Here is a 16,893-nt window from a genome sequence, read left to right as displayed (position 1 = left end):
GTTTTGTGCCTATGCGGCAAAAGGTGCACTTTCCACAGGATTCGTCCTGTGTGAACCGGAGGAAGAACTTGGCCATATCCACCATGCATGTAGTTTCGTCCATGACCACAAGACCGCCGGATCCCATAATGGCCCCTGTCTTGTTGATCTGCTGGTAATCGATCTGGAGATCACCCATGGAAGCTGGAATAGAACCGCCCGAGGGGCCTCCCATCTGCACTGCCTTAAACTTTTTGTCTTCTTTTATGCCGCCGCCGATGTCGTAAATAATCTCATTTATAGTGATACCCATAGGCACTTCCGCTAACCCGCCGCGCTTGATCTTACCCGACAAGGCAAATACCTTGGTGCCCTTGCTGTTTTCTGTTCCCATAGAGGAAAAAGCTTCCGGTCCATTCATAATGATCCAGGGAACGTTGGCAAAAGTCTCAACATTATTGATATTGGTAGGATTGTCCCATAACCCTTTATTGGCAGGAAATGGGGGTCTGAAACGCGGCATACCCCGCTTGCCTTCTATTGAAGCAATAAGGGCTGTCTCCTCACCGCATACAAATGCACCGGCGCCCTCTTTGATCTTTATGAAAAAATTTACATTCGAGCCGAAAATATTTTTTCCGAGAAATCCCTTTGCCAGGAGATTCCTGATAGAATCTTTCAAGCGCTGGACAGCCTTAGGATATTCGGCACGGACATAAACATACCCATCTTCGGCCCCGATGGCATAAGCTCCAATCATCATCCCCTCTAATACGGCATGGGGATCGCTTTCCAGAGTGGACCGATCCATGAATGCGCCGGGATCACCTTCGTCTGCGTTACAGATAATGTACTTATGGTTTCCTTCAGCCTGCCGGCAGAAGCCCCATTTTACACCGGTTAAAAATCCGCCGCCGCCTCTTCCACGCAACCCGGATTTGGTTATCATGTCTATTACATCTTCAGGCGTATGTTCTTTCAATATCTTCTGGATTGCCTGATAACCTCCTGCAGCTATATACTCTTCAATAGAATTAGGGTCGATAATCCCACAGTTCCGAAGCACGATGCGCCGCTGTTTCTGAAAAAAAGAGTCATCATCAGTCGGTCCTGAATTCCGTACAACCCATTCATGAACAGGTTTGTTCCCCAGGACGTGTTCGTCCATGATCCTTTTTGCCTTCTCCGGCGTGACCTCACCATATATGAAAGAGTGATTATCCTCATCAATAACCTCAACAAGCGGTTCACGGTAGCACATACCGTTGCATCCCGTCTCTTTCAAAACAGCCTGGATGTTCTTTCTCTCTACCTCAAGCTTTATTGCCTCATAGGTCTTTTCAGCGCCTGCTGATACACCGCAGGTTCCAAGCCCCACTTTGATTGTTTTCATCCTCTTCTCCTCGTTCATGTCAGTGTTCTCCCTTGCCGTTTTCTTTATACTCCTTTAGGATCTCCTGGACCTTTTTCGGAGTAAGGAGCCCATATGTCTCACTATTAACCATAATAACCGGTGAAAGGGAGCAACAGCCAAGGCAGGCAACCTTCTGCAACGTAAAAAGGCCGTCTTCTGTTGTCTCATCATTCGTTATTTGCAACTCATTCTCAAGAGTCCTGATAATAGCGGTGGAGGAATTCACGTGACATGCAGTCCCGTCACAAACCTTGATAATGTTTTTTCCCTGCGGTTTTAACCGGAACTGTGCATAAAAAGTAATTACTCCGTAAATGTCGGCTGAAGGTATGCCTACTATCTCACTTATGTAATCAATCGCCGATTCAGGTATATACCCGTATGTCTCCTGGGCAGATTGAAGAAGCGGGATAAGTGCGCCCAATTCGCCCTGATACTTCCATAACTCAATCTTGAAATTGGAGAACTTGCTTGCGCCATATTCTTCTTGTTTCATGGTTTCATTCTGTAGCATAAATAATCTCCCTCATAATGTATTCTCTCCTGCATGTTTTGCATGGGTTCGGCAATATGGAAGCTGAAGCCCTTAACAGCCAAACCCCGGTATCCCGCGGAGAGGGCCGGGGTCACCAGGGTCAAGTAGCACTGAATAGTTACTATCAGGTATTACGTCTCAAAGAGGGTAATTATAGGCCATTCCTTGATCCGCAACACACCGTCAAGTGATTTGAATTTATTCTTTATAGTGTTGCCGATCTCACTAAAGCTGCTACCCTTCATCAGCAACATAATATCATATTTTCCTCTTGTACAGTCACAATTAACTACTTGATCGTTGAAATAGAGAGCCGGGTAAATAGCCTCAAGCTTCTCTTTCTCGATCTCGAGGGTTACATAAGAAGATGCCCTGATTCGAGCCGTCTGGTTTGCATCGACCTCACTTTCACCTTTATCACGGCCCAATGCCTTGTCAACTGAACCAATTATGGAATGGACATTTTCCTCGAATATGGGTGTCTCCACGAAGAGAAGCGATGTATCCGCCACGCCTGCAATAGTCTTAATTTCATTCTCCATTATGTTATCAATTGCCTCCAGGGTATCGGCATGCAGCAGGAGGATCAGATCGTAATCGCCCCTGATAGCGTCGCAGTAAAGGACGTTTTCATGAAAGTAGAGCTGGCGGTACACTTTCATCAGATTCGCAGATGTATCAAGAGTAACCATTGCATAGGCTGTCATAAACTGTGCTGTAGACGGACGTTCTATTGGAACTGGCTTTGTAACCTCGGCTTCCTGGGCTTCCTGTGGTATTGTCTCAAGAGCTTCGGTCAGGTCTTCCATGGTGAAGGGTTTTTCCAGATAGGCAGCCACATGTTCTGTCTTTACTGCATCGGCTATTGTTTGGGTTCCGTATCCGGTTATAACAATTAAAGGAAGCTGGGGATAATTGAACTTAATCACCTTCAGGAGCTTCAACCCATCAATATCAGGGAGCCTGACATCAACAATTGCACAATCAAGGGGGACATTCCTCTTTTTCAACGTCTCCAGTGTTTGTAATGCCTTCATTCCATTCTCGCAGGGCTCGGTATGATACCCTTTCTGCATTAATCCCATCGACACATGTCTTCTCAAAGATGCTTCATCGTCGATCAACAATACGTTTCTTTCCATTGTATGTTCTCCTTTCTTTAAAGTATTCAGGTTATGTTCCATCATAACTATATTCTAAAGCAATAAATGTACCATTATTCACATGCCTTATATTTCAATAGGTTAGACTTTAATGGATATTGCAGACCCCGTTGCCACTGATAAATAAATTACATAATATTCAATAAAGCTAATAATAGCATGTTGTTAGCCACTGTTAATTAATATTACAGTTATCACTTCTCTCTCATGGCTCAATAAACCTATTATTATCAATGGATTACTGGTGTTAAATTAATTAACGTACCGATTGTGTACAGTGATATTGTTCAGATTGAAAGATGGTACCATAGTTGGTACCCGACCCGGTATTAGGTTGGCCTGTCCTTGCACATCAAGCTGATCAAGCCTTGGAACGGGATTACATACAGATAAAATGATATATATAAGATGTACGAACGGTAATGGAACAACCCCCTTTCCGGTTTGGGGATTATAAAGAATATCATCCCCATAAGGGATTGAAAATTAAATCGCCAAGGGAACACAGGAGAACATTAAGTAAGTTAGAAAGGTGTCATGTTTGATAGGGGGAGTTTATTATCGAGGACATACCAGATTATAAATGGTATTCAGTCACCCTGCATACAATGCAGCTGACAGAAAACAGCCTGACAACACGCTAGTCAGCAGCAGCCTTCAGAAAAATGACCGCTTTCCAGGGGGGGGTAGTACGTTGTTCTGTAAAACGTCGTTTTCTTCAATAAGAGGTGCAACTCAGAGTCGTAGCCATTCTGCCCCGCCACGCTCCGGTATGCCTTCATCTCGTATGCAGAAAATCGAAGAATTCGAGAAGACTTAATACAAAGCGGTTTTTCAGGTGTGATTTGTCCGGCCCGAGAGCCTTGTCCACTGTAGCGATAATATCAGCCACGTTATTGGCAACAATAGGAGTGTTAACATTAAGTGTTGCCACCTCCGCCACTCCGGGGACAGTTTTCACCTGCTCGTCGATAATGGCCGCTACCTTCTCGGGGCTTTCTGCCTGGACCAGAAGCATCAGGTCCTCCCCTTTGACCGCATCACAGTAGACCATGTTTTGAGCTAAATTGACCTTCCGGTAGACGTCCATCAGGTTTGCCGTTGGGTCGAGGGTCACCAGTACATAGGCGCTGTATGGGTGGCTGGGCAGTGGCTGAGGCGCAACAGCGTTTTGTGCCTTTGCCTTCGGTATCTCCTCAAGAAGCTTGGCGAGATCATCCATATGGAAGGGTTTTTCCAGATATCCGTCTGCATTTTTCGCCTCTTCTGCTATCCGCTCCGTTCCGGCACCGGTAATGATTACGACCGGAACGTCAGGGTAGCTAAACTTGATTGCCTTCAGGAGCTTCAGGCCATCAATATCAGGCAACCGGACATCGACGATAGCAAAATCGAGTGGTATATTCCTCTTTTTATATGTTTCGAGAGCCTGCAATCCCTTCATACCGTTTTCGCAGAGCTCTGCGTCGTAACCACGCTGCATTAATCCAAAAGCAACCATCCGCCGTAAAGAACCCTCGTCATCGACTACCAATACCTTTTTTTCCATTGTCTGTCTCCTTTCTGGATGGTTTTTCATGCTCATACCTTTTAAAAGCAAAGTTTGTGCCATTGATAAATAGCTTGTATTAACAGTAAGTTGTAATATATAAGGTGCATTCAGCTTTCGGTCCTGTGTTAAGGAAAAGAGGATAACATGCAGAAAAAGCAATAATGTAGGGATGTTATGATACTGTTAAAATTCTTTACTCTTTACACTGTCGAGCTATATTTGATTAACTTGCTTAAATTACGGCATGTTTCAGCTGTAAAATAAATATACGTATAGTTTGTTTACGAAAACAGGATACTATTCGCGAATCAAAAGGAAGGTAATGGGAAGTCAGTTATAACTATTGAATATTATTAATGCCCGGGACGAGCACGGTTTCACTCGGAGCGGGCGTGTGGTCTAAGAGAATGCCCGGGACGAGAATCGAACTCGTACAGCCGCAAGGACCGAGGGATTTTAAGTCCCTTGCGTCTACCTATTCCGCCACCCGGGCATCCTAATTCTTATAATAGGAAATGCTTTTATTGTCAACAATAATAACCGTTCCTGCTTCAATTTCATTACACTTCTTCCCTCCATGCTGTTTCTGCTGTATAATAAGCTGTGATCGTCAAAGAGATCAAGGCAAAGACTATTCTTTCCAAATCACAGATTTACGACTACGCCGTGAATCCCTATGTGGGATGCGGCCACGGCTGTATCTACTGTTATGCAAAGTTTATGAAGAGATTTACGGGACACCGTGAAGAATGGGGAGAATTCGTAGACATGAAGATGAACGCTGCCGAACTTCTGATTCGGGAATTGAGAAAAAAGAAAAAAGGAATTGTCTGGATAAGCGGGGTCTGCGATCCTTATCAATATGTGGAAGAAAAGTATATGCTTACCAGAAGGTGTCTTGAAATCCTCGTGGAAGGAGGCTGGCAGGTTACAATCCAGACAAAATCTCCTCTGGTTCTGAGGGACATGGATATATTGAAGATATCAGAGAATGCTGAGGTAGGATTTACCATAACCACTGCCGACGAAAAAGTACGTAAGATCTTCGAACCAGGTGCTCCGCCAATAGAAAAACGTATTGAGGCATTGGGCATTCTTCATGCAGCGGGGATCAGAACTTTTGTCATGATTGCGCCTATGCTTCCCCGGGGCTGGGAACTTGTTGAAATGCTCAAGGATAAAGTAGACCATGTTTTGATCGACAGATACAATTATCATTATGCCGACCGGACTTACAAAAAATATGGAGTGGAATGGGCTATGAAAGAGGATTTCTTCCAGGAAAAAGGGGAGGAATTGAGCACCGCATTCAAGAAGACAGGCATACCCTGCCAAAAGCTGTATTGAGAAACAACCCATACAGGAAATATCGCCAATATTGGTTTTGTGGCTATTTATGAATCGGCTGACATAGTGTCGGCAATTTGCCATAACTGATTTCCGCAACATCGAGGAAAAAGAAGTTTCAATAGTTGTCAAAAAGCTGAATAATAGGCAAGTGAGTGCCTCGATTACCAGACGGGAACCGTAAGGAAAGTCGCTAGACCGAGAGCGCGACATGCCCCGGACTCGCCGAAAAGGGCTGTGGCAGTGTGGTGTTTACGGCCATGACTGGCAATATGCCATGCGACAAGCACACAACGCTCACCTACGGACACGTCTCCAAGGAGTTCCGCTTGGATTTCTCCGAGGAGAATCACTTCACCTGCAGGCTGGGTAAAGGTGAAAGCTCCCGGGCAATCAAGTACGGCCCACAAGAACTCGGCAGATACAGAACCCCCTGCTGAGGCGACGGACGCATCTGGAATCCAGGGGCAGGCGACCAGTTTTCCCCCTTTGACGGGTCCTGGAAATACACGAAGACCATCACCCGGATCACGGTCCGGACCGCATACAAAGCAGGAGGGGAACCAGTGTGACGTGAGTCCCCGGTAGCGGCACGATGCCGCTACCGCCTCTTCGTAGCTCGGGCAAGCAGGCGGTTCGATCACAACCTCTGTGGGTCGTGCCTCGGCGAGAACGATGCCGCCGTTGAGCAGAACGACACCCCCTTCTGTTTCTCGAACCTCCAACTCGGTATCGAGCGGTGGCGGCAGCAGGAGTCGAACGGTGGCAGCGGGGCCATCAACGAACTGCGAAAGAAGCCCGCAAACGTAGCCTCCGTTGCCGGATGTCGGAGGTCCCTGGAACCGCTTATCGATTACGATCGTCTTGTTCTTCAATCTTAAACTCGCTTGATTATTGAAAAGAATAATTGACCGTTCTTTGCAATATGTGGTTGAATGCCCGGCTTAGCAAACCCCCTGTCATCGTTATTCATCATCAAAATTATTCCAGATATCCTCAGTAAATCCAAGGTTCATCGCGGCGCTTTGTTCTTGATAGTTCAAGTCCTTCCAATCTTTATCGGCACTTGCTGGTGCTTCGTTCCTATCCCATTTATCTTGTTGCCACCCGAGAAGGGTCCAGAGTTCTTTTTCTTTGCTACTCAGATCTTCCCACAACAATTTTTCCCAGATTCCCGGATTGCCTTTCATGTCTCGAACATCCATAGCTGCCTCCCGTGCCATCTTACTAAGAATTTTTTGTAAAGAGATCTTCGCAACGCTGGCTTATTGGTAATTGATTATCCGAAGATACATTATCATAAGTAAGAGTGATTTTATCATTTTCCGTATCTTGAATATATGCAACAACCCCACTGATTTTCATTACATCTCCAACTTCTAACTGCAAAATCAGCCGTAGCTGTAAGCCGTCGGCTGGATTGCCAGATTATGGCTTTTTATTATTTGGTTTGATTATCTTCCAAGCGTCGAGCTTATCGGCTCTATCAAAATAAATATTTTTTCCTGTCGCTGATAGTGGTATCCCCATTATTAAATCACATGGATTTAAAATACCTAATTTTAATGCAGCAACTCCTGCTTTATGCATCATACGGTTATCAACATTGTGTTCCATCGCAGTTTTAACTGCTGATGCTGACGCAATACTAAAATCCATTACTTTAAAAATACAATAAGGACCAGGGAGGCTATTTTCTGTTAAGGAAATCCGAGGATGCTTTAACATTTCTGAACATGTAGAAAATCCACATCCCCCACAATTCAGGCCTATTGCTTTTCTACCCTCAACCCCTATTAGTACCAAAAGGCCGGATTCTATTATAGTTTTTGCATCACTTTCCCAATCTTCTTTTATTGCATTTCCAAGCTTTTGATTTGGTAGTTTTTGATAAATTTCTTCTCCAATTTTTATCATCATGGCAGCGATAGATTTTTGTTTATTGGGATGCGCAATCATTATGTGAATATGGTCAATACCGCCGGATTTCGGCGCAGTTCTAGCAGATATTGACATTAATTTGGCAACAATTTCTAACCCTGATTTTTCCAGGCTATCCATATATAAATTACTCCTAATTTTTTTTTCCATAACGAAAAATTGAGCCAGAGGCGGAGTGCCTTTTTCCGCCGATTGGCTCCAGCGATTCCTTGGAACTCTTTTGCTTCTATCGGTCTTTCCATGTTTTTGTTTTATTATAGCTTCTATCTGTTTTTTGTCTTTATTCTTATCTCAACTTTCAGTACTATGAAAACCCAACATTTCTATGAATTTTTTTTTACTTTACTGTACTCCATAAAAGACATTTATAAAATGGATTCTATGCTTTCGTTCACAGTGAACGAAAAAATTACTTAATTGTCCAAAACAAAGCCTGTATTGGCTCTGCGGTAAAGATTAATTTCAACGGAAACTGTTTCCGTTATGTTGCTGACACAATGTCAGCAAAATCTCATTTTTGAAGATTTATGACTGTTTATCATCTTTATGTTCCAACTAAAAATTCAGCGCGACGCTATGCGGATGCGCTGAATTGACTTGTTATGCATACATTAATCTTCCCTTGGGTTGTGGAATTGGACGTTTTAATTCCATAGCGGTATCTATCCACTCATTTATGATGATTTCAATGTTTGAAAGTGCTTCTTTATAGGTTTTTCCGTCTGCCATACAACCAGGTAACTCTGGAACTTCAGCAATAAATGACCGGTCTTCCTGGCTCCAATAAATTATTATTTCATATTTATTTGTCATTGCTTTCCTCCAGAGTAAACTTATAGCGGACTATAAGGTTACGAACCTGTTTTGTTTGATACGGTTTTGTTTTTGGTCCTTTTGGTTGTAGATTCAATATTTCTTCAATGTTACCCTTTGTGAAAATATGATGATCTCCTCTAATCTGTTCTTCAAAACCGAACTTCTTAAGCAAATTACATACAGGTATCTACAAAGGATATATTGGCATCGGATGTGCCGGATAGAATTTTAAACAGCAATTTTTCAAAACTACCCATAATATGCTAACTATTTTAAATTCTTTATGCTTTCATGTCAATTTTTATCTGCATAACGTGGAATTGAGCCATAGGCAACGTTCTTTGTTGATGATTGGCTTCAATGATATGTTATGCAACAATTTTTTCCATTTGCAGATAAGAAACTTCTGGAATGTTGGCTTTCTCCTTTGCATGTTCAATGGTCATGCTGACAAGATTGCCTCTGCCGTCCAGATCAATATAAAGATTTTCCGATATTTCTTTTGTTTCCAGAATGGATTCATTTGAAAACTCAATGAGTGCCGTGTCTGTGTCTGCAAAATAGCGGATTTTCATGGTTACTCCTCCTTATAGCCTCTGTCGAAAAAGGTGTTATGAACTGTCTCTCCGTCTTCCAACAGAATAACTCTCAGATATTTTCCCGCTTCCTCAATATATTTCCACTTTCTTATTTGCCCATCAGACTGTCTTACAATCTTTGAAGGATTACTAATGGTGTCAAGTATCCACCCTTCCTTGATACCTTCCCTGTCAGGGCGGTGTCTTACGAACTAGGAAGTATTGGGTGCATTTCATGGTTTAATCTTACCATGTTCTGAATATAATTGTAACTTTTTGTTCATAAGATCGTCATGCATAACAAGTAATCTACTGCAAGCAGTAATTTGCGAAATATTAGTATTTGCCATGAAAGTTGTCAACAAAGTAAATAATTAGACATTGAAAGATAATACACATAAAATTACATAGATACAAAAAATAATAGCTATGGTTTACAGTAGAAGATATGCAGTAATTGCTCAGTTTTAATCAAAAGGAGCCGGCTTGCTGAGCGAATTTCAGACACTCCTGTTTAAATCAGGCAAAGTGCAGGAGTACACGGTCATAAGAATGTAGAGACAACCATGATCTATAACCACGTTATGCGATGCATGAAAAACGCCCCAAAAAGCTCTCTTGACCTGTTTCAGCCTAACTATCTGATTGCAATAGATAATTTCTTTCAATTGACCTTTAATTGAACTGGATGATATAGTTACACCTTATTGTTGTTCACATGAACAATAAATATGATAAAGGACAAACGTTATACATGAACTTTTTCATCCATACCACCGGCTGTAAGGCAAACCAATGGGATTCTTATGTAATTTCCAGTAATCTTGAAAACGCCGGATTGGCACGATCCCCCATGTCTCATGCCGATATTATTATCATTGATGCCTGCACATTAACAGACGGGGCAGAAAGGGATATCAGGAGATTTATAAACCGGAGCCGCAGGGAGAATGATAAGGCAAAAATCATCATTGCCGGTTGTCACGGACAGGTCTACCCTGAGCGCTCATTTGGTGCTGACCTTATCCTGGGTCAGGCTGAAAAGTTCCGTATCGTTGATTTCCTCGATAAAAAAGGTGTTTTTGTGTCGGAGAGGGCGCTGTTTTCCCTGGAAGCATGTATTGTTGACACATTGCCCATTGGTAAAACCAGGTTTTTTCTCAAGATTCAGGACGGCTGCGACAAATTTTGCAGCTATTGCGTGGTCCCCTTTGCAAGAGGGAAGCCGAGAAGTAAACCGGCAGCGGAGATTCTGGAGACCCTTGGCGCACTGAAGGAAAAAGGGATAAAAGAGGTTGTTCTCACCGGTATAGAGATAGCCTCTTACAGGGATTCGGCGTCAAATACGGATTTAAAGAATTTGATAACGCTCCTTGAAACAAGCGAAACACCTGACCGGATACGGATAAGCTCCATTGATCCCCTTTATATTGATGGAGAATTTATTGAAATTATAGCCGGTTCTAAAAAGATTACAAAAAGCCTCCATATCCCGCTCCAAAGCGGGTCTGATGCAATACTTGAAAAGATGGGGCGACGGTATAATAGTGCCTATATGATGGATATCATTGATAATATCCAAAACAGGATAAAAGGTGTCGGCATCGGTATGGATGTAATAGCAGGGTTTCCCGGAGAAGATGAAGGGTTATTTGAAGAGACGTACCGGTTCCTTGAATCATTGCCGATATATTATCTCCATGTCTTTCCATTTGCAGCCCGGAAAGGAACAGCAGCTTTTTCAATAGCAGGAAGCATCCCTGAATCACTAAAAAAGCAAAGGGTGCGCAGGTTAAAGATGCTTGACGCTGAAAAAAGACTGGTTTTTTATCGGCAGTTTATTGGCACAGAACAGATCATTATACCGGAAGGCAAGCTCTATAAAGGGGTATACATGAGGGGCTATACCGATAACTATATGCCTGTATATATTCCATATCAGAAAAATCTTGAAAATAAGCTGGTAATGGTTAAAATAAAAGAAATTAAGGAAAATCTGCTGCTTGGAGAAGTGAAGAAGTAGGCAGTGAAAAATTTGCGCCTTATTTATCCGGGAGGATATTATGTTTGTTTTCGGCAATCTGTTTTCAGGCATTGCTTATGTATTAAATCTTTTGCTTGATCTGTATTTCTGGGTAATCTTTGCACGAGCTATCCTGTCATGGATAAGACCTGACCCCTCTAACCCTATTGTCAAAACTATCTGTATGCTTGTAGATCCTCTGACGTACAGAATCTCAAAGATCATTCCTACAAGGATTGGCATGGTTGATGTGGCGCCCTTTATATTAATGTTGGCTGTTATTTTTATTCAAAAGTTCCTTGTATCAACCCTTTTCGATATGGGCATGAGGATGAAATAGTTGCCATCCTGAAACCCCGGTTGGCAACTATTTATGGGACGGAAGAGGGCAAAAGTAATATTATTGTAATAGATCGCATGGGAACAATTAAGGTTTTTTAAATCAGGAAAACTGAACAATAATGAAATAAAACGATGCAAAGAACAGATTCAACAAAGTGCGGAGCAGAGATAATACAGGAAAGATGCCGTGAATATTGAAATAAAAGTTATAACCAATGCAAAAAAGAGGGGGTTTGTTCGGGAAGGGGCAGGCTTGAAGGTGAAGCTCATATCACTGCCCGTTGAAGGTAAAGCGAATGAGGAACTTGTCGGTTATCTGTCAGATATTTTTGGTGTGAAAAAATCTGAAATTAAGATAATAAGGGGAGATAAGGACAAGAAAAAACTTGTTTCAATACCTGTTGATGAAGCAATGATAGAAAAAGTAGCAGGCAAAACCACAACAGTTACAACGGGTTAATTTCCTTGACAATTAAAGGATAAACCAATTATATTATCACACTCAAAAGAAGGGAGATATGTTTATAAGGCTTTCAGAGATAGAAGATGGAGCTGTATTAAAAGGAAAGATAGATGGCTCACAGCTAAAAGGAACGATAGAAAATGAGTTTTCTTTTCTTGCTCCTGTTGATTATGAATTGGTTGTCCGGAAGTTTGAAAACAATGTGAGGCTGGAAGGTTCTATCGGCTGTTCCCTTTCCCTTATGTGCGGCAGGTGTACGGATGTATTTCCTTTTATAATACAGACCTTTCTCGATGTGGGGCTTCAAAAAAAAATCTCTGTACCGGACACAGAGCTTGAGCTTGCCGAGGAAGATCTGGAAGTCTATTATTATGAAGGCGACGAGATAGACATAAATCCGTTGATATATGAAGAGGTGTTACTGAGCATACCTATCAAACCCCTTTGCAGAGAAGATTGCAGGGGACTATGTCCTGTATGCGGAAAGAACAATAATATTGAAGAGTGTCATTGTAATAAAGTTGCAAATAAGTTGCTGGAGGAAAAATTAAACGCTTTTTTAGCGCGCCAAGGAGATAATTATGGCAGTTCCAAAAAGAAAAACTTCTCAGTCAAAAAGGGACAAACGAAGAACACATTATAAATTAACGGCTGTTAATGTTGGGCTTTGTCCGAACTGTAAAGAACCTAAATTACCGCACATTGTATGCCCTAAGTGCGGATTTTACAGGGGTAAACAGTTTTTAAAGGTCAAAGAAGCATAAACAGTTATGATAAAGATAGCGGTTGACGGAATGGGAGGAGACTTCGCACCCCGTGCCGTAGTTGAAGGGGTGGAGCTTGCTTGCAGTGAAAAGATAGCGGATATCATTCTTCTTGGTGATGAAAATGCTATAAAACCGCTGATAAGAAACCCTGAAGGCATTGAGATTGTTCATACACCGACCTGTGTCGAGATGGATGAATCCCCTTCAAATGCCTTGAGAAGAAAGAAAGATTCTTCCATTAACAGGGCCTTTGAGCTGATGAAATCCGGGAAGGTTCAGGCTGTCGTTACAGCAGGTAATTCCGGAGCAGCAATGGCCTTTGCTATTTTTACCCTGGGAAGGCTGGCATCTGTGGACAGGCCGGCGATAGCAACGCTGAATCCGAATGCAAAGGGAGGGTCAACAATCCTTATCGATTCGGGTGGTAACGTTGATTGCAAGCCTATAAACCTTGTTCAATTTGCCCTGATGGGAGATGTTTTTGCAAAGTGTGCCCTGGGTATAAAGGCTCCGAAAGTCGGTATCCTGAGCAACGCCGAAGAAGAGACAAAAGGAAACGAATTAACAAGAGAAGCACACGCCATGTTAGAAAAACTGGGGCTTAATTATGTCGGATATGTAGAAGGTACGAATGTGCATGACGGCAGTACCGATGTTGTGGTAAGCGACGGTTTTGTTGGAAACGTAGCATTGAAGGTAAGCGAGGGAGTAGCTGATGCTTTAATGGTATTACTTAAAGAGGGTATTGAAAAAAAATTACTGCGTAAGATAGGCTATCTTTTTATTAAAGATGTGTTTAAGGAAATTGCCAAGAAGATCGATTATTCTGAAACAGGCGGCGCACCCCTTCTGGGGGTTGACGGCGTATGTATCATATGCCACGGAAAATCCAATGGTAAAGCGATAAAAAACGCAATAGCCTTAGCAAAAGGATTCGTTGAAAAAAATCTGAACGAATTTATAAAAGAGACAATGCAGAGCCACCAATCACTTCAGAAGAAAAAGGAGAAGAAGAAATGGATTATTTTTTAACGGAAGATCAGAGGCAGATTCAGGCATTGGCTCGAAGAATTACTGAAGATAAAATAATCCCTGTAAGGGCAGAGCTTGACGAAAAGGAGGAATTTCCCTGGACTGTGATGAAGGCATGTGCTGAAACCGGTCTTTTTGGTGTAAATATCCCTGAGGAATATGGCGGGACAGGAGGGGGAGTTTTTGAAAACTGTATTGTTGTTGAAGAGTTGAGTAAGGGTTGTCTTGGCATTTCGGTAAGCTATGCAGCAAGCCTTCTTGGCGCATATCCGATCCTGCTCGGCGGTTCTGAGGCACAGAAGAAGAAATATCTGCCGGAAATATCAAGCGGTAATAGGCTCGGCGCCTTTGCCCTGACAGAAGCTAATGCAGGGAGTGATGCCCAGGGAATCAGAACTGAGGCGAAAAAAGTAGGGGATGAATACATCCTGAATGGGACAAAACAATGGATAACAAACGGCGGTGAAGCTGAAATATACAGTGTTATTGCAATGACCGACAGAAGCAAGGGCGGCAGGGGTGCAACAGGTTTTATTCTTGAGAAGGGTATGGAAGGTTTTTCCTTCGGCAAAAAAGAGAAGAAGCTTGGCATAAGGGCTTCTGCGACAAGAGAGCTTGTATTTCAGGATTGCAAAGTTCCTAAAGAAAATGTTATAGGTAGAGAGGGGATGGGTTTTATTCTCGCTATGAAGACATTCGACAGGACAAGGCCTGGTATCGGCGCACAGGCCGTCGGGGTTGCGCAGGGCGCCCTTGATGAAGCGGTTCATTATGCCAGAGAGAGGGAACAATTTGAAAGAAAGATCATCACGTTCCAGGCTTTGCAACATATGCTTGCCGACATGGCTATGCAGGTCGAAGCTGCCCGCGCCCTTATATATGCTGTTGCGCGATATATAGACAGCAACCCGAAGGATTTTTCAAAAGTTTCGGCTATGGCCAAGGTCTTTCCGAGTGACGTAGCGATGAAGGTAACTGTTGATGCCATTCAGATCTTTGGAGGATACGGGTACATGAAAGAATACCCGGTTGAAAAGATGATGAGAGATGCAAAAATACTTCAGATATATGAAGGGGCAAACCAGATCCAGAGGAATGTAATTGCCCTTGAGCTTGTGAAAGAGGCGGCATCGAGAAAGAAGAGATAAAGCAGTGTTGAGTTTTAAGTTTTGAATGTTGGGTTATTGGATAGAATTAATAATTCAACAAGAAAAGAGGATTTAAATGAAAAAAATTGGCGTTGTTTTTCCGGGTCAGGGTTCCCAGCGTGTGGGCATGGGTAAGGGACTCTATGACCGGTTTGAATATGTGAGAGACCTGTTTAAAACAGCCGATGAAACGCTTGGCTTTCCCATAACAAAGCTTTGTTTCGAAGGACCCGAAGATGAATTACGGCAGACATACAATACTCAACCTTCCCTGCTCCTTGCGAGCTATGTTGTATATAAGGTACTCAAAACAGAGACAGGTATTTCCCCGTACCTTGTTGCAGGGCACAGCCTTGGTGAGTACACAGCATTACTTGCCGGAGGTTTTTTTAAATTTGAGGATGCCCTGAAGATTACGAGAAAAAGAGGCCTCCTTATGGAAGAAGCTTGTCCGAAGGGCAAAGGCGGTATGGTAGCTCTTATCGGTGCTGATATGGGGAAGATAGAGCCTGTTTTACGGGAAATCTCCCATGATGATTATGTGGCTGTGCCGGCAAACCTTAATTCCAAAGAACAGGTGGTTTTGTCGGGTAATGTGGACGCTTTAAAAGAGGCTGTTGAAAAACTTAAGGGTATAGGGTATAAAAAAGCCATATTCTTAAATGTTTCAGGACCCTTCCACAGCCCCCTGATGAGGGAGGCGGCAGAAGGATTAGAAGAAGAATTGCGTAAAATCCCGGGCAGCAATATAGAGACCCCGGTTGTTTGCAATGTAGATGCCTGTCCTGAGAAAGATAAGAATGCCATACCGGGCAAGCTTTACAGACAGATGTTTTCGCCTGTTTTATGGGAAAGTTGTATAATGCGAATGGCAAAAGAAGGCGTTGAGGCATTCCTGGAGGTAGGACCTCAGAAAGTGCTTTCAAACCTGATAAAGAGAATAGAACCTGATATTCCATGCTATAATGTGGAAGAGTTTGAAGATATCGAGGCGGTGAAGGGGTTGCTTGTATGAAGGACACTGTAACAATAGTTACCGGTGGTGCACAGGGCATTGGCCGGACAATAGCGGAATTTTTAGCGGATAAAGGTGGAGATATTGTTATATTTGATATCATTGATGGCAATGAAGTGCTGAATGCAATTACGGATAAAGGAAGAAAGGCTGAATTTTATCAAGTTGATGTGTCAGATTTCACAGCCGTTGAAGAGGCTGTCAACAGTGTAGTAAAAAACATGGGACAGATCAGCAACCTTGTTAACAATGCCGGTATTACGATTGATAAATTATTGTTAAGGATGAAGGAAGAAGACTGGGACAGGGTAATCCGGGTGAACCTGAAGAGCGTTTTTAACTGTACAAGAGCAGTTATAAGGCATATGCTGAAAACAGGCGGCTCTATTGTAAATATCTCGTCGATTGCCGGGGTGATGGGCAACGCAGGTCAGTCAAATTATGCTGCAAGCAAAGCAGGCATTATAGGCTTTACAAAAAGCACAGCAAAAGAATATGGAGAGAGGGGCATAAGGGTAAATGCTGTTGCCCCGGGTTTTATCAACACAAAAATGACGGAGATACTGGACGATAAATATAAGGAGGAAATGCGTAAGGCAATTCCCTTAAAGAAATACGGCGAACCCATAGACATAGCCCGTGTTGTATACTTCCTGCTTTCCGAATACGGGGGTTACATTACGGGAGAAACGATAAACGTCAACGGTGGCTTATATATGTAGTGTTTTAAGTTGCAGATTTTATTGGCGACCGCTGATAACTGGCAATATAGTGTCAG

Annotated in this window: 19 protein-coding genes, 1 tRNA gene and 2 pseudogenes; 10 read left to right on the top strand and 12 right to left on the bottom strand. The window is 42.8% G+C overall.

Going from position 1 to position 16,893, the window contains the following annotated elements:
• From NT010_11610 to NT010_11590, 5 genes are all read right to left on the bottom strand, one after another.
• The coding region (locus NT010_11610) for an NADH-quinone oxidoreductase subunit F (protein ID MCX5806688.1) at positions 1-1,372 on the bottom strand (1,372 nt) is incomplete at its 3' end.
• A 19-nt stretch (positions 1,373-1,391) separates the two neighbouring features.
• Positions 1,392-1,907, bottom strand: coding sequence for an NADH-quinone oxidoreductase subunit NuoE (nuoE, locus tag NT010_11605; GenBank protein ID MCX5806687.1), 516 nt, complete (start codon positions 1,905-1,907; stop codon positions 1,392-1,394).
• Positions 1,908-2,059: 152 nt separating this feature from the next.
• Entirely contained in the window at positions 2,060-3,070 is a 1,011-nt protein-coding gene (locus NT010_11600) for a response regulator (GenBank protein MCX5806686.1), read from the bottom strand.
• Between the two features lie 799 nt (positions 3,071-3,869).
• Complete coding sequence (locus tag NT010_11595) at positions 3,870-4,703, bottom strand: response regulator (GenBank protein MCX5806685.1); 834 nt, start codon at positions 4,701-4,703, stop codon at positions 3,870-3,872.
• A 348-nt stretch (positions 4,704-5,051) separates the two neighbouring features.
• Positions 5,052-5,136: transfer RNA gene (locus NT010_11590), tRNA-Leu, on the bottom strand.
• A 110-nt stretch (positions 5,137-5,246) separates the two neighbouring features.
• Here NT010_11590 and NT010_11585 point away from each other — a divergent pair.
• The gene (locus tag NT010_11585; GenBank protein ID MCX5806684.1) at positions 5,247-5,990 is read left to right on the top strand and encodes a radical SAM protein; all 744 of its coding nucleotides are present in this window, start codon (positions 5,247-5,249) and stop codon (positions 5,988-5,990) included.
• Between the two features lie 164 nt (positions 5,991-6,154).
• Here the strand turns inward: NT010_11585 and NT010_11580 are convergent, their stop codons facing one another.
• The 7 genes and pseudogenes from NT010_11580 to NT010_11550 form a co-directional block, all read right to left on the bottom strand.
• The gene (locus NT010_11580; protein ID MCX5806683.1) at positions 6,155-6,343 is read right to left on the bottom strand and encodes a hypothetical protein; all 189 of its coding nucleotides are present in this window, start codon (positions 6,341-6,343) and stop codon (positions 6,155-6,157) included.
• Between the two features lie 612 nt (positions 6,344-6,955).
• Positions 6,956-7,195, bottom strand: coding sequence for a hypothetical protein (locus NT010_11575; protein MCX5806682.1), 240 nt, complete (start codon positions 7,193-7,195; stop codon positions 6,956-6,958).
• Between the two features lie 223 nt (positions 7,196-7,418).
• Positions 7,419-8,051, bottom strand: coding sequence for a DUF2148 domain-containing protein (locus tag NT010_11570; GenBank protein ID MCX5806681.1), 633 nt, complete (start codon positions 8,049-8,051; stop codon positions 7,419-7,421).
• A 480-nt stretch (positions 8,052-8,531) separates the two neighbouring features.
• On the bottom strand, positions 8,532-8,744 hold the full coding sequence (locus NT010_11565) for a type II toxin-antitoxin system HicB family antitoxin (protein ID MCX5806680.1): 213 nt from the start codon (positions 8,742-8,744) through the stop codon (positions 8,532-8,534).
• Positions 8,734-9,004, bottom strand: a pseudogene (locus tag NT010_11560) (type II toxin-antitoxin system HicA family toxin). The gene NT010_11565 and the pseudogene NT010_11560 overlap by 11 nt, the downstream one beginning before the upstream one ends.
• A gap of 111 nt (positions 9,005-9,115) precedes the next feature.
• Positions 9,116-9,322, bottom strand: a complete 207-nt coding sequence (locus tag NT010_11555) for a DUF2283 domain-containing protein (GenBank protein ID MCX5806679.1) — start codon at positions 9,320-9,322, stop codon at positions 9,116-9,118.
• Between the two features lie 2 nt (positions 9,323-9,324).
• Positions 9,325-9,562 (bottom strand): annotated as a pseudogene (locus tag NT010_11550) (hypothetical protein).
• A gap of 517 nt (positions 9,563-10,079) precedes the next feature.
• On the opposite strand from NT010_11550, the gene mtaB reads away from it, so the two are divergent.
• The 9 genes from mtaB to fabG all read left to right on the top strand — a co-directional run bounded on the left by mtaB (position 10,080) and on the right by fabG (position 16,837).
• A complete protein-coding gene (gene mtaB, locus NT010_11545) occupies positions 10,080-11,348 on the top strand; it encodes a tRNA (N(6)-L-threonylcarbamoyladenosine(37)-C(2))-methylthiotransferase MtaB (GenBank protein MCX5806678.1) in 1,269 nt (422 codons plus the stop codon).
• A gap of 40 nt (positions 11,349-11,388) precedes the next feature.
• Positions 11,389-11,688, top strand: a complete 300-nt coding sequence (locus NT010_11540) for a YggT family protein (GenBank protein MCX5806677.1) — start codon at positions 11,389-11,391, stop codon at positions 11,686-11,688.
• 189 nt (positions 11,689-11,877) lie between these two features.
• Positions 11,878-12,150, top strand: coding sequence for a DUF167 domain-containing protein (locus tag NT010_11535; protein MCX5806676.1), 273 nt, complete (start codon positions 11,878-11,880; stop codon positions 12,148-12,150).
• A gap of 58 nt (positions 12,151-12,208) precedes the next feature.
• The gene (locus tag NT010_11530) at positions 12,209-12,796 is read left to right on the top strand and encodes a DUF177 domain-containing protein (GenBank protein ID MCX5806675.1); all 588 of its coding nucleotides are present in this window, start codon (positions 12,209-12,211) and stop codon (positions 12,794-12,796) included.
• Positions 12,735-12,917, top strand: a complete 183-nt coding sequence (gene rpmF, locus NT010_11525; GenBank protein ID MCX5806674.1) for a 50S ribosomal protein L32 — start codon at positions 12,735-12,737, stop codon at positions 12,915-12,917. The genes NT010_11530 and rpmF overlap by 62 nt, the downstream gene beginning before the upstream one ends.
• A 9-nt stretch (positions 12,918-12,926) precedes the next feature.
• Positions 12,927-13,952, top strand: a complete 1,026-nt coding sequence (gene plsX / locus NT010_11520) for a phosphate acyltransferase PlsX (GenBank protein MCX5806673.1) — start codon at positions 12,927-12,929, stop codon at positions 13,950-13,952.
• A complete protein-coding gene (locus tag NT010_11515) occupies positions 13,937-15,100 on the top strand; it encodes an acyl-CoA dehydrogenase family protein (GenBank protein ID MCX5806672.1) in 1,164 nt (387 codons plus the stop codon). The genes plsX and NT010_11515 overlap by 16 nt, the downstream gene beginning before the upstream one ends.
• 76 nt (positions 15,101-15,176) lie before the next feature.
• Positions 15,177-16,115 (top strand): ACP S-malonyltransferase, encoded by a 939-nt coding sequence (gene fabD, locus NT010_11510; protein ID MCX5806671.1) that lies wholly within the window; start codon positions 15,177-15,179, stop codon positions 16,113-16,115.
• The gene (gene fabG / locus NT010_11505; protein ID MCX5806670.1) at positions 16,112-16,837 is read left to right on the top strand and encodes a 3-oxoacyl-[acyl-carrier-protein] reductase; all 726 of its coding nucleotides are present in this window, start codon (positions 16,112-16,114) and stop codon (positions 16,835-16,837) included. The genes fabD and fabG overlap by 4 nt, the downstream gene beginning before the upstream one ends.
• The last annotated feature ends 56 nt before the right edge of the window (positions 16,838-16,893 follow it).

The organism is Pseudomonadota bacterium (assembly GCA_026388275.1).
Lineage (GTDB): Bacteria > Desulfobacterota > Syntrophorhabdia > Syntrophorhabdales > Syntrophorhabdaceae > JAPLKB01.
This window is presented reverse-complemented; position numbering and strand designations above follow the sequence as displayed.

Bases quoted from the DNA above. Each gene is read 5' to 3' on its own strand.
- nuoE (MCX5806687.1), bottom strand. From the start codon at position 1,907: ATGCTACAGAATGAAACCATGAAACAAGAAGAATATGGCGCAAGCAAG.
- NT010_11600 (MCX5806686.1), bottom strand. From the start codon at position 3,070: ATGGAAAGAAACGTATTGTTGATCGACGATGAAGCATCTTTGAGAAGA.
- NT010_11595 (MCX5806685.1), bottom strand. From the start codon at position 4,703: ATGGCACAAACTTTGCTTTTAAAAGGTATGAGCATGAAAAACCATCCA.
- NT010_11575 (MCX5806682.1), bottom strand. From the start codon at position 7,195: ATGGATGTTCGAGACATGAAAGGCAATCCGGGAATCTGGGAAAAATTG.
- NT010_11570 (MCX5806681.1), bottom strand. From the start codon at position 8,051: ATGGATAGCCTGGAAAAATCAGGGTTAGAAATTGTTGCCAAATTAATG.
- NT010_11565 (MCX5806680.1), bottom strand. From the start codon at position 8,744: ATGACAAATAAATATGAAATAATAATTTATTGGAGCCAGGAAGACCGG.
- NT010_11555 (MCX5806679.1), bottom strand. From the start codon at position 9,322: ATGAAAATCCGCTATTTTGCAGACACAGACACGGCACTCATTGAGTTT.
- mtaB (MCX5806678.1), top strand. From the start codon at position 10,080: ATGAACTTTTTCATCCATACCACCGGCTGTAAGGCAAACCAATGGGAT.
- NT010_11540 (MCX5806677.1), top strand. From the start codon at position 11,389: ATGTTTGTTTTCGGCAATCTGTTTTCAGGCATTGCTTATGTATTAAAT.
- NT010_11530 (MCX5806675.1), top strand. From the start codon at position 12,209: ATGTTTATAAGGCTTTCAGAGATAGAAGATGGAGCTGTATTAAAAGGA.
- rpmF (MCX5806674.1), top strand. From the start codon at position 12,735: ATGGCAGTTCCAAAAAGAAAAACTTCTCAGTCAAAAAGGGACAAACGA.
- NT010_11515 (MCX5806672.1), top strand. From the start codon at position 13,937: ATGGATTATTTTTTAACGGAAGATCAGAGGCAGATTCAGGCATTGGCT.
- fabD (MCX5806671.1), top strand. From the start codon at position 15,177: ATGAAAAAAATTGGCGTTGTTTTTCCGGGTCAGGGTTCCCAGCGTGTG.
- fabG (MCX5806670.1), top strand. From the start codon at position 16,112: ATGAAGGACACTGTAACAATAGTTACCGGTGGTGCACAGGGCATTGGC.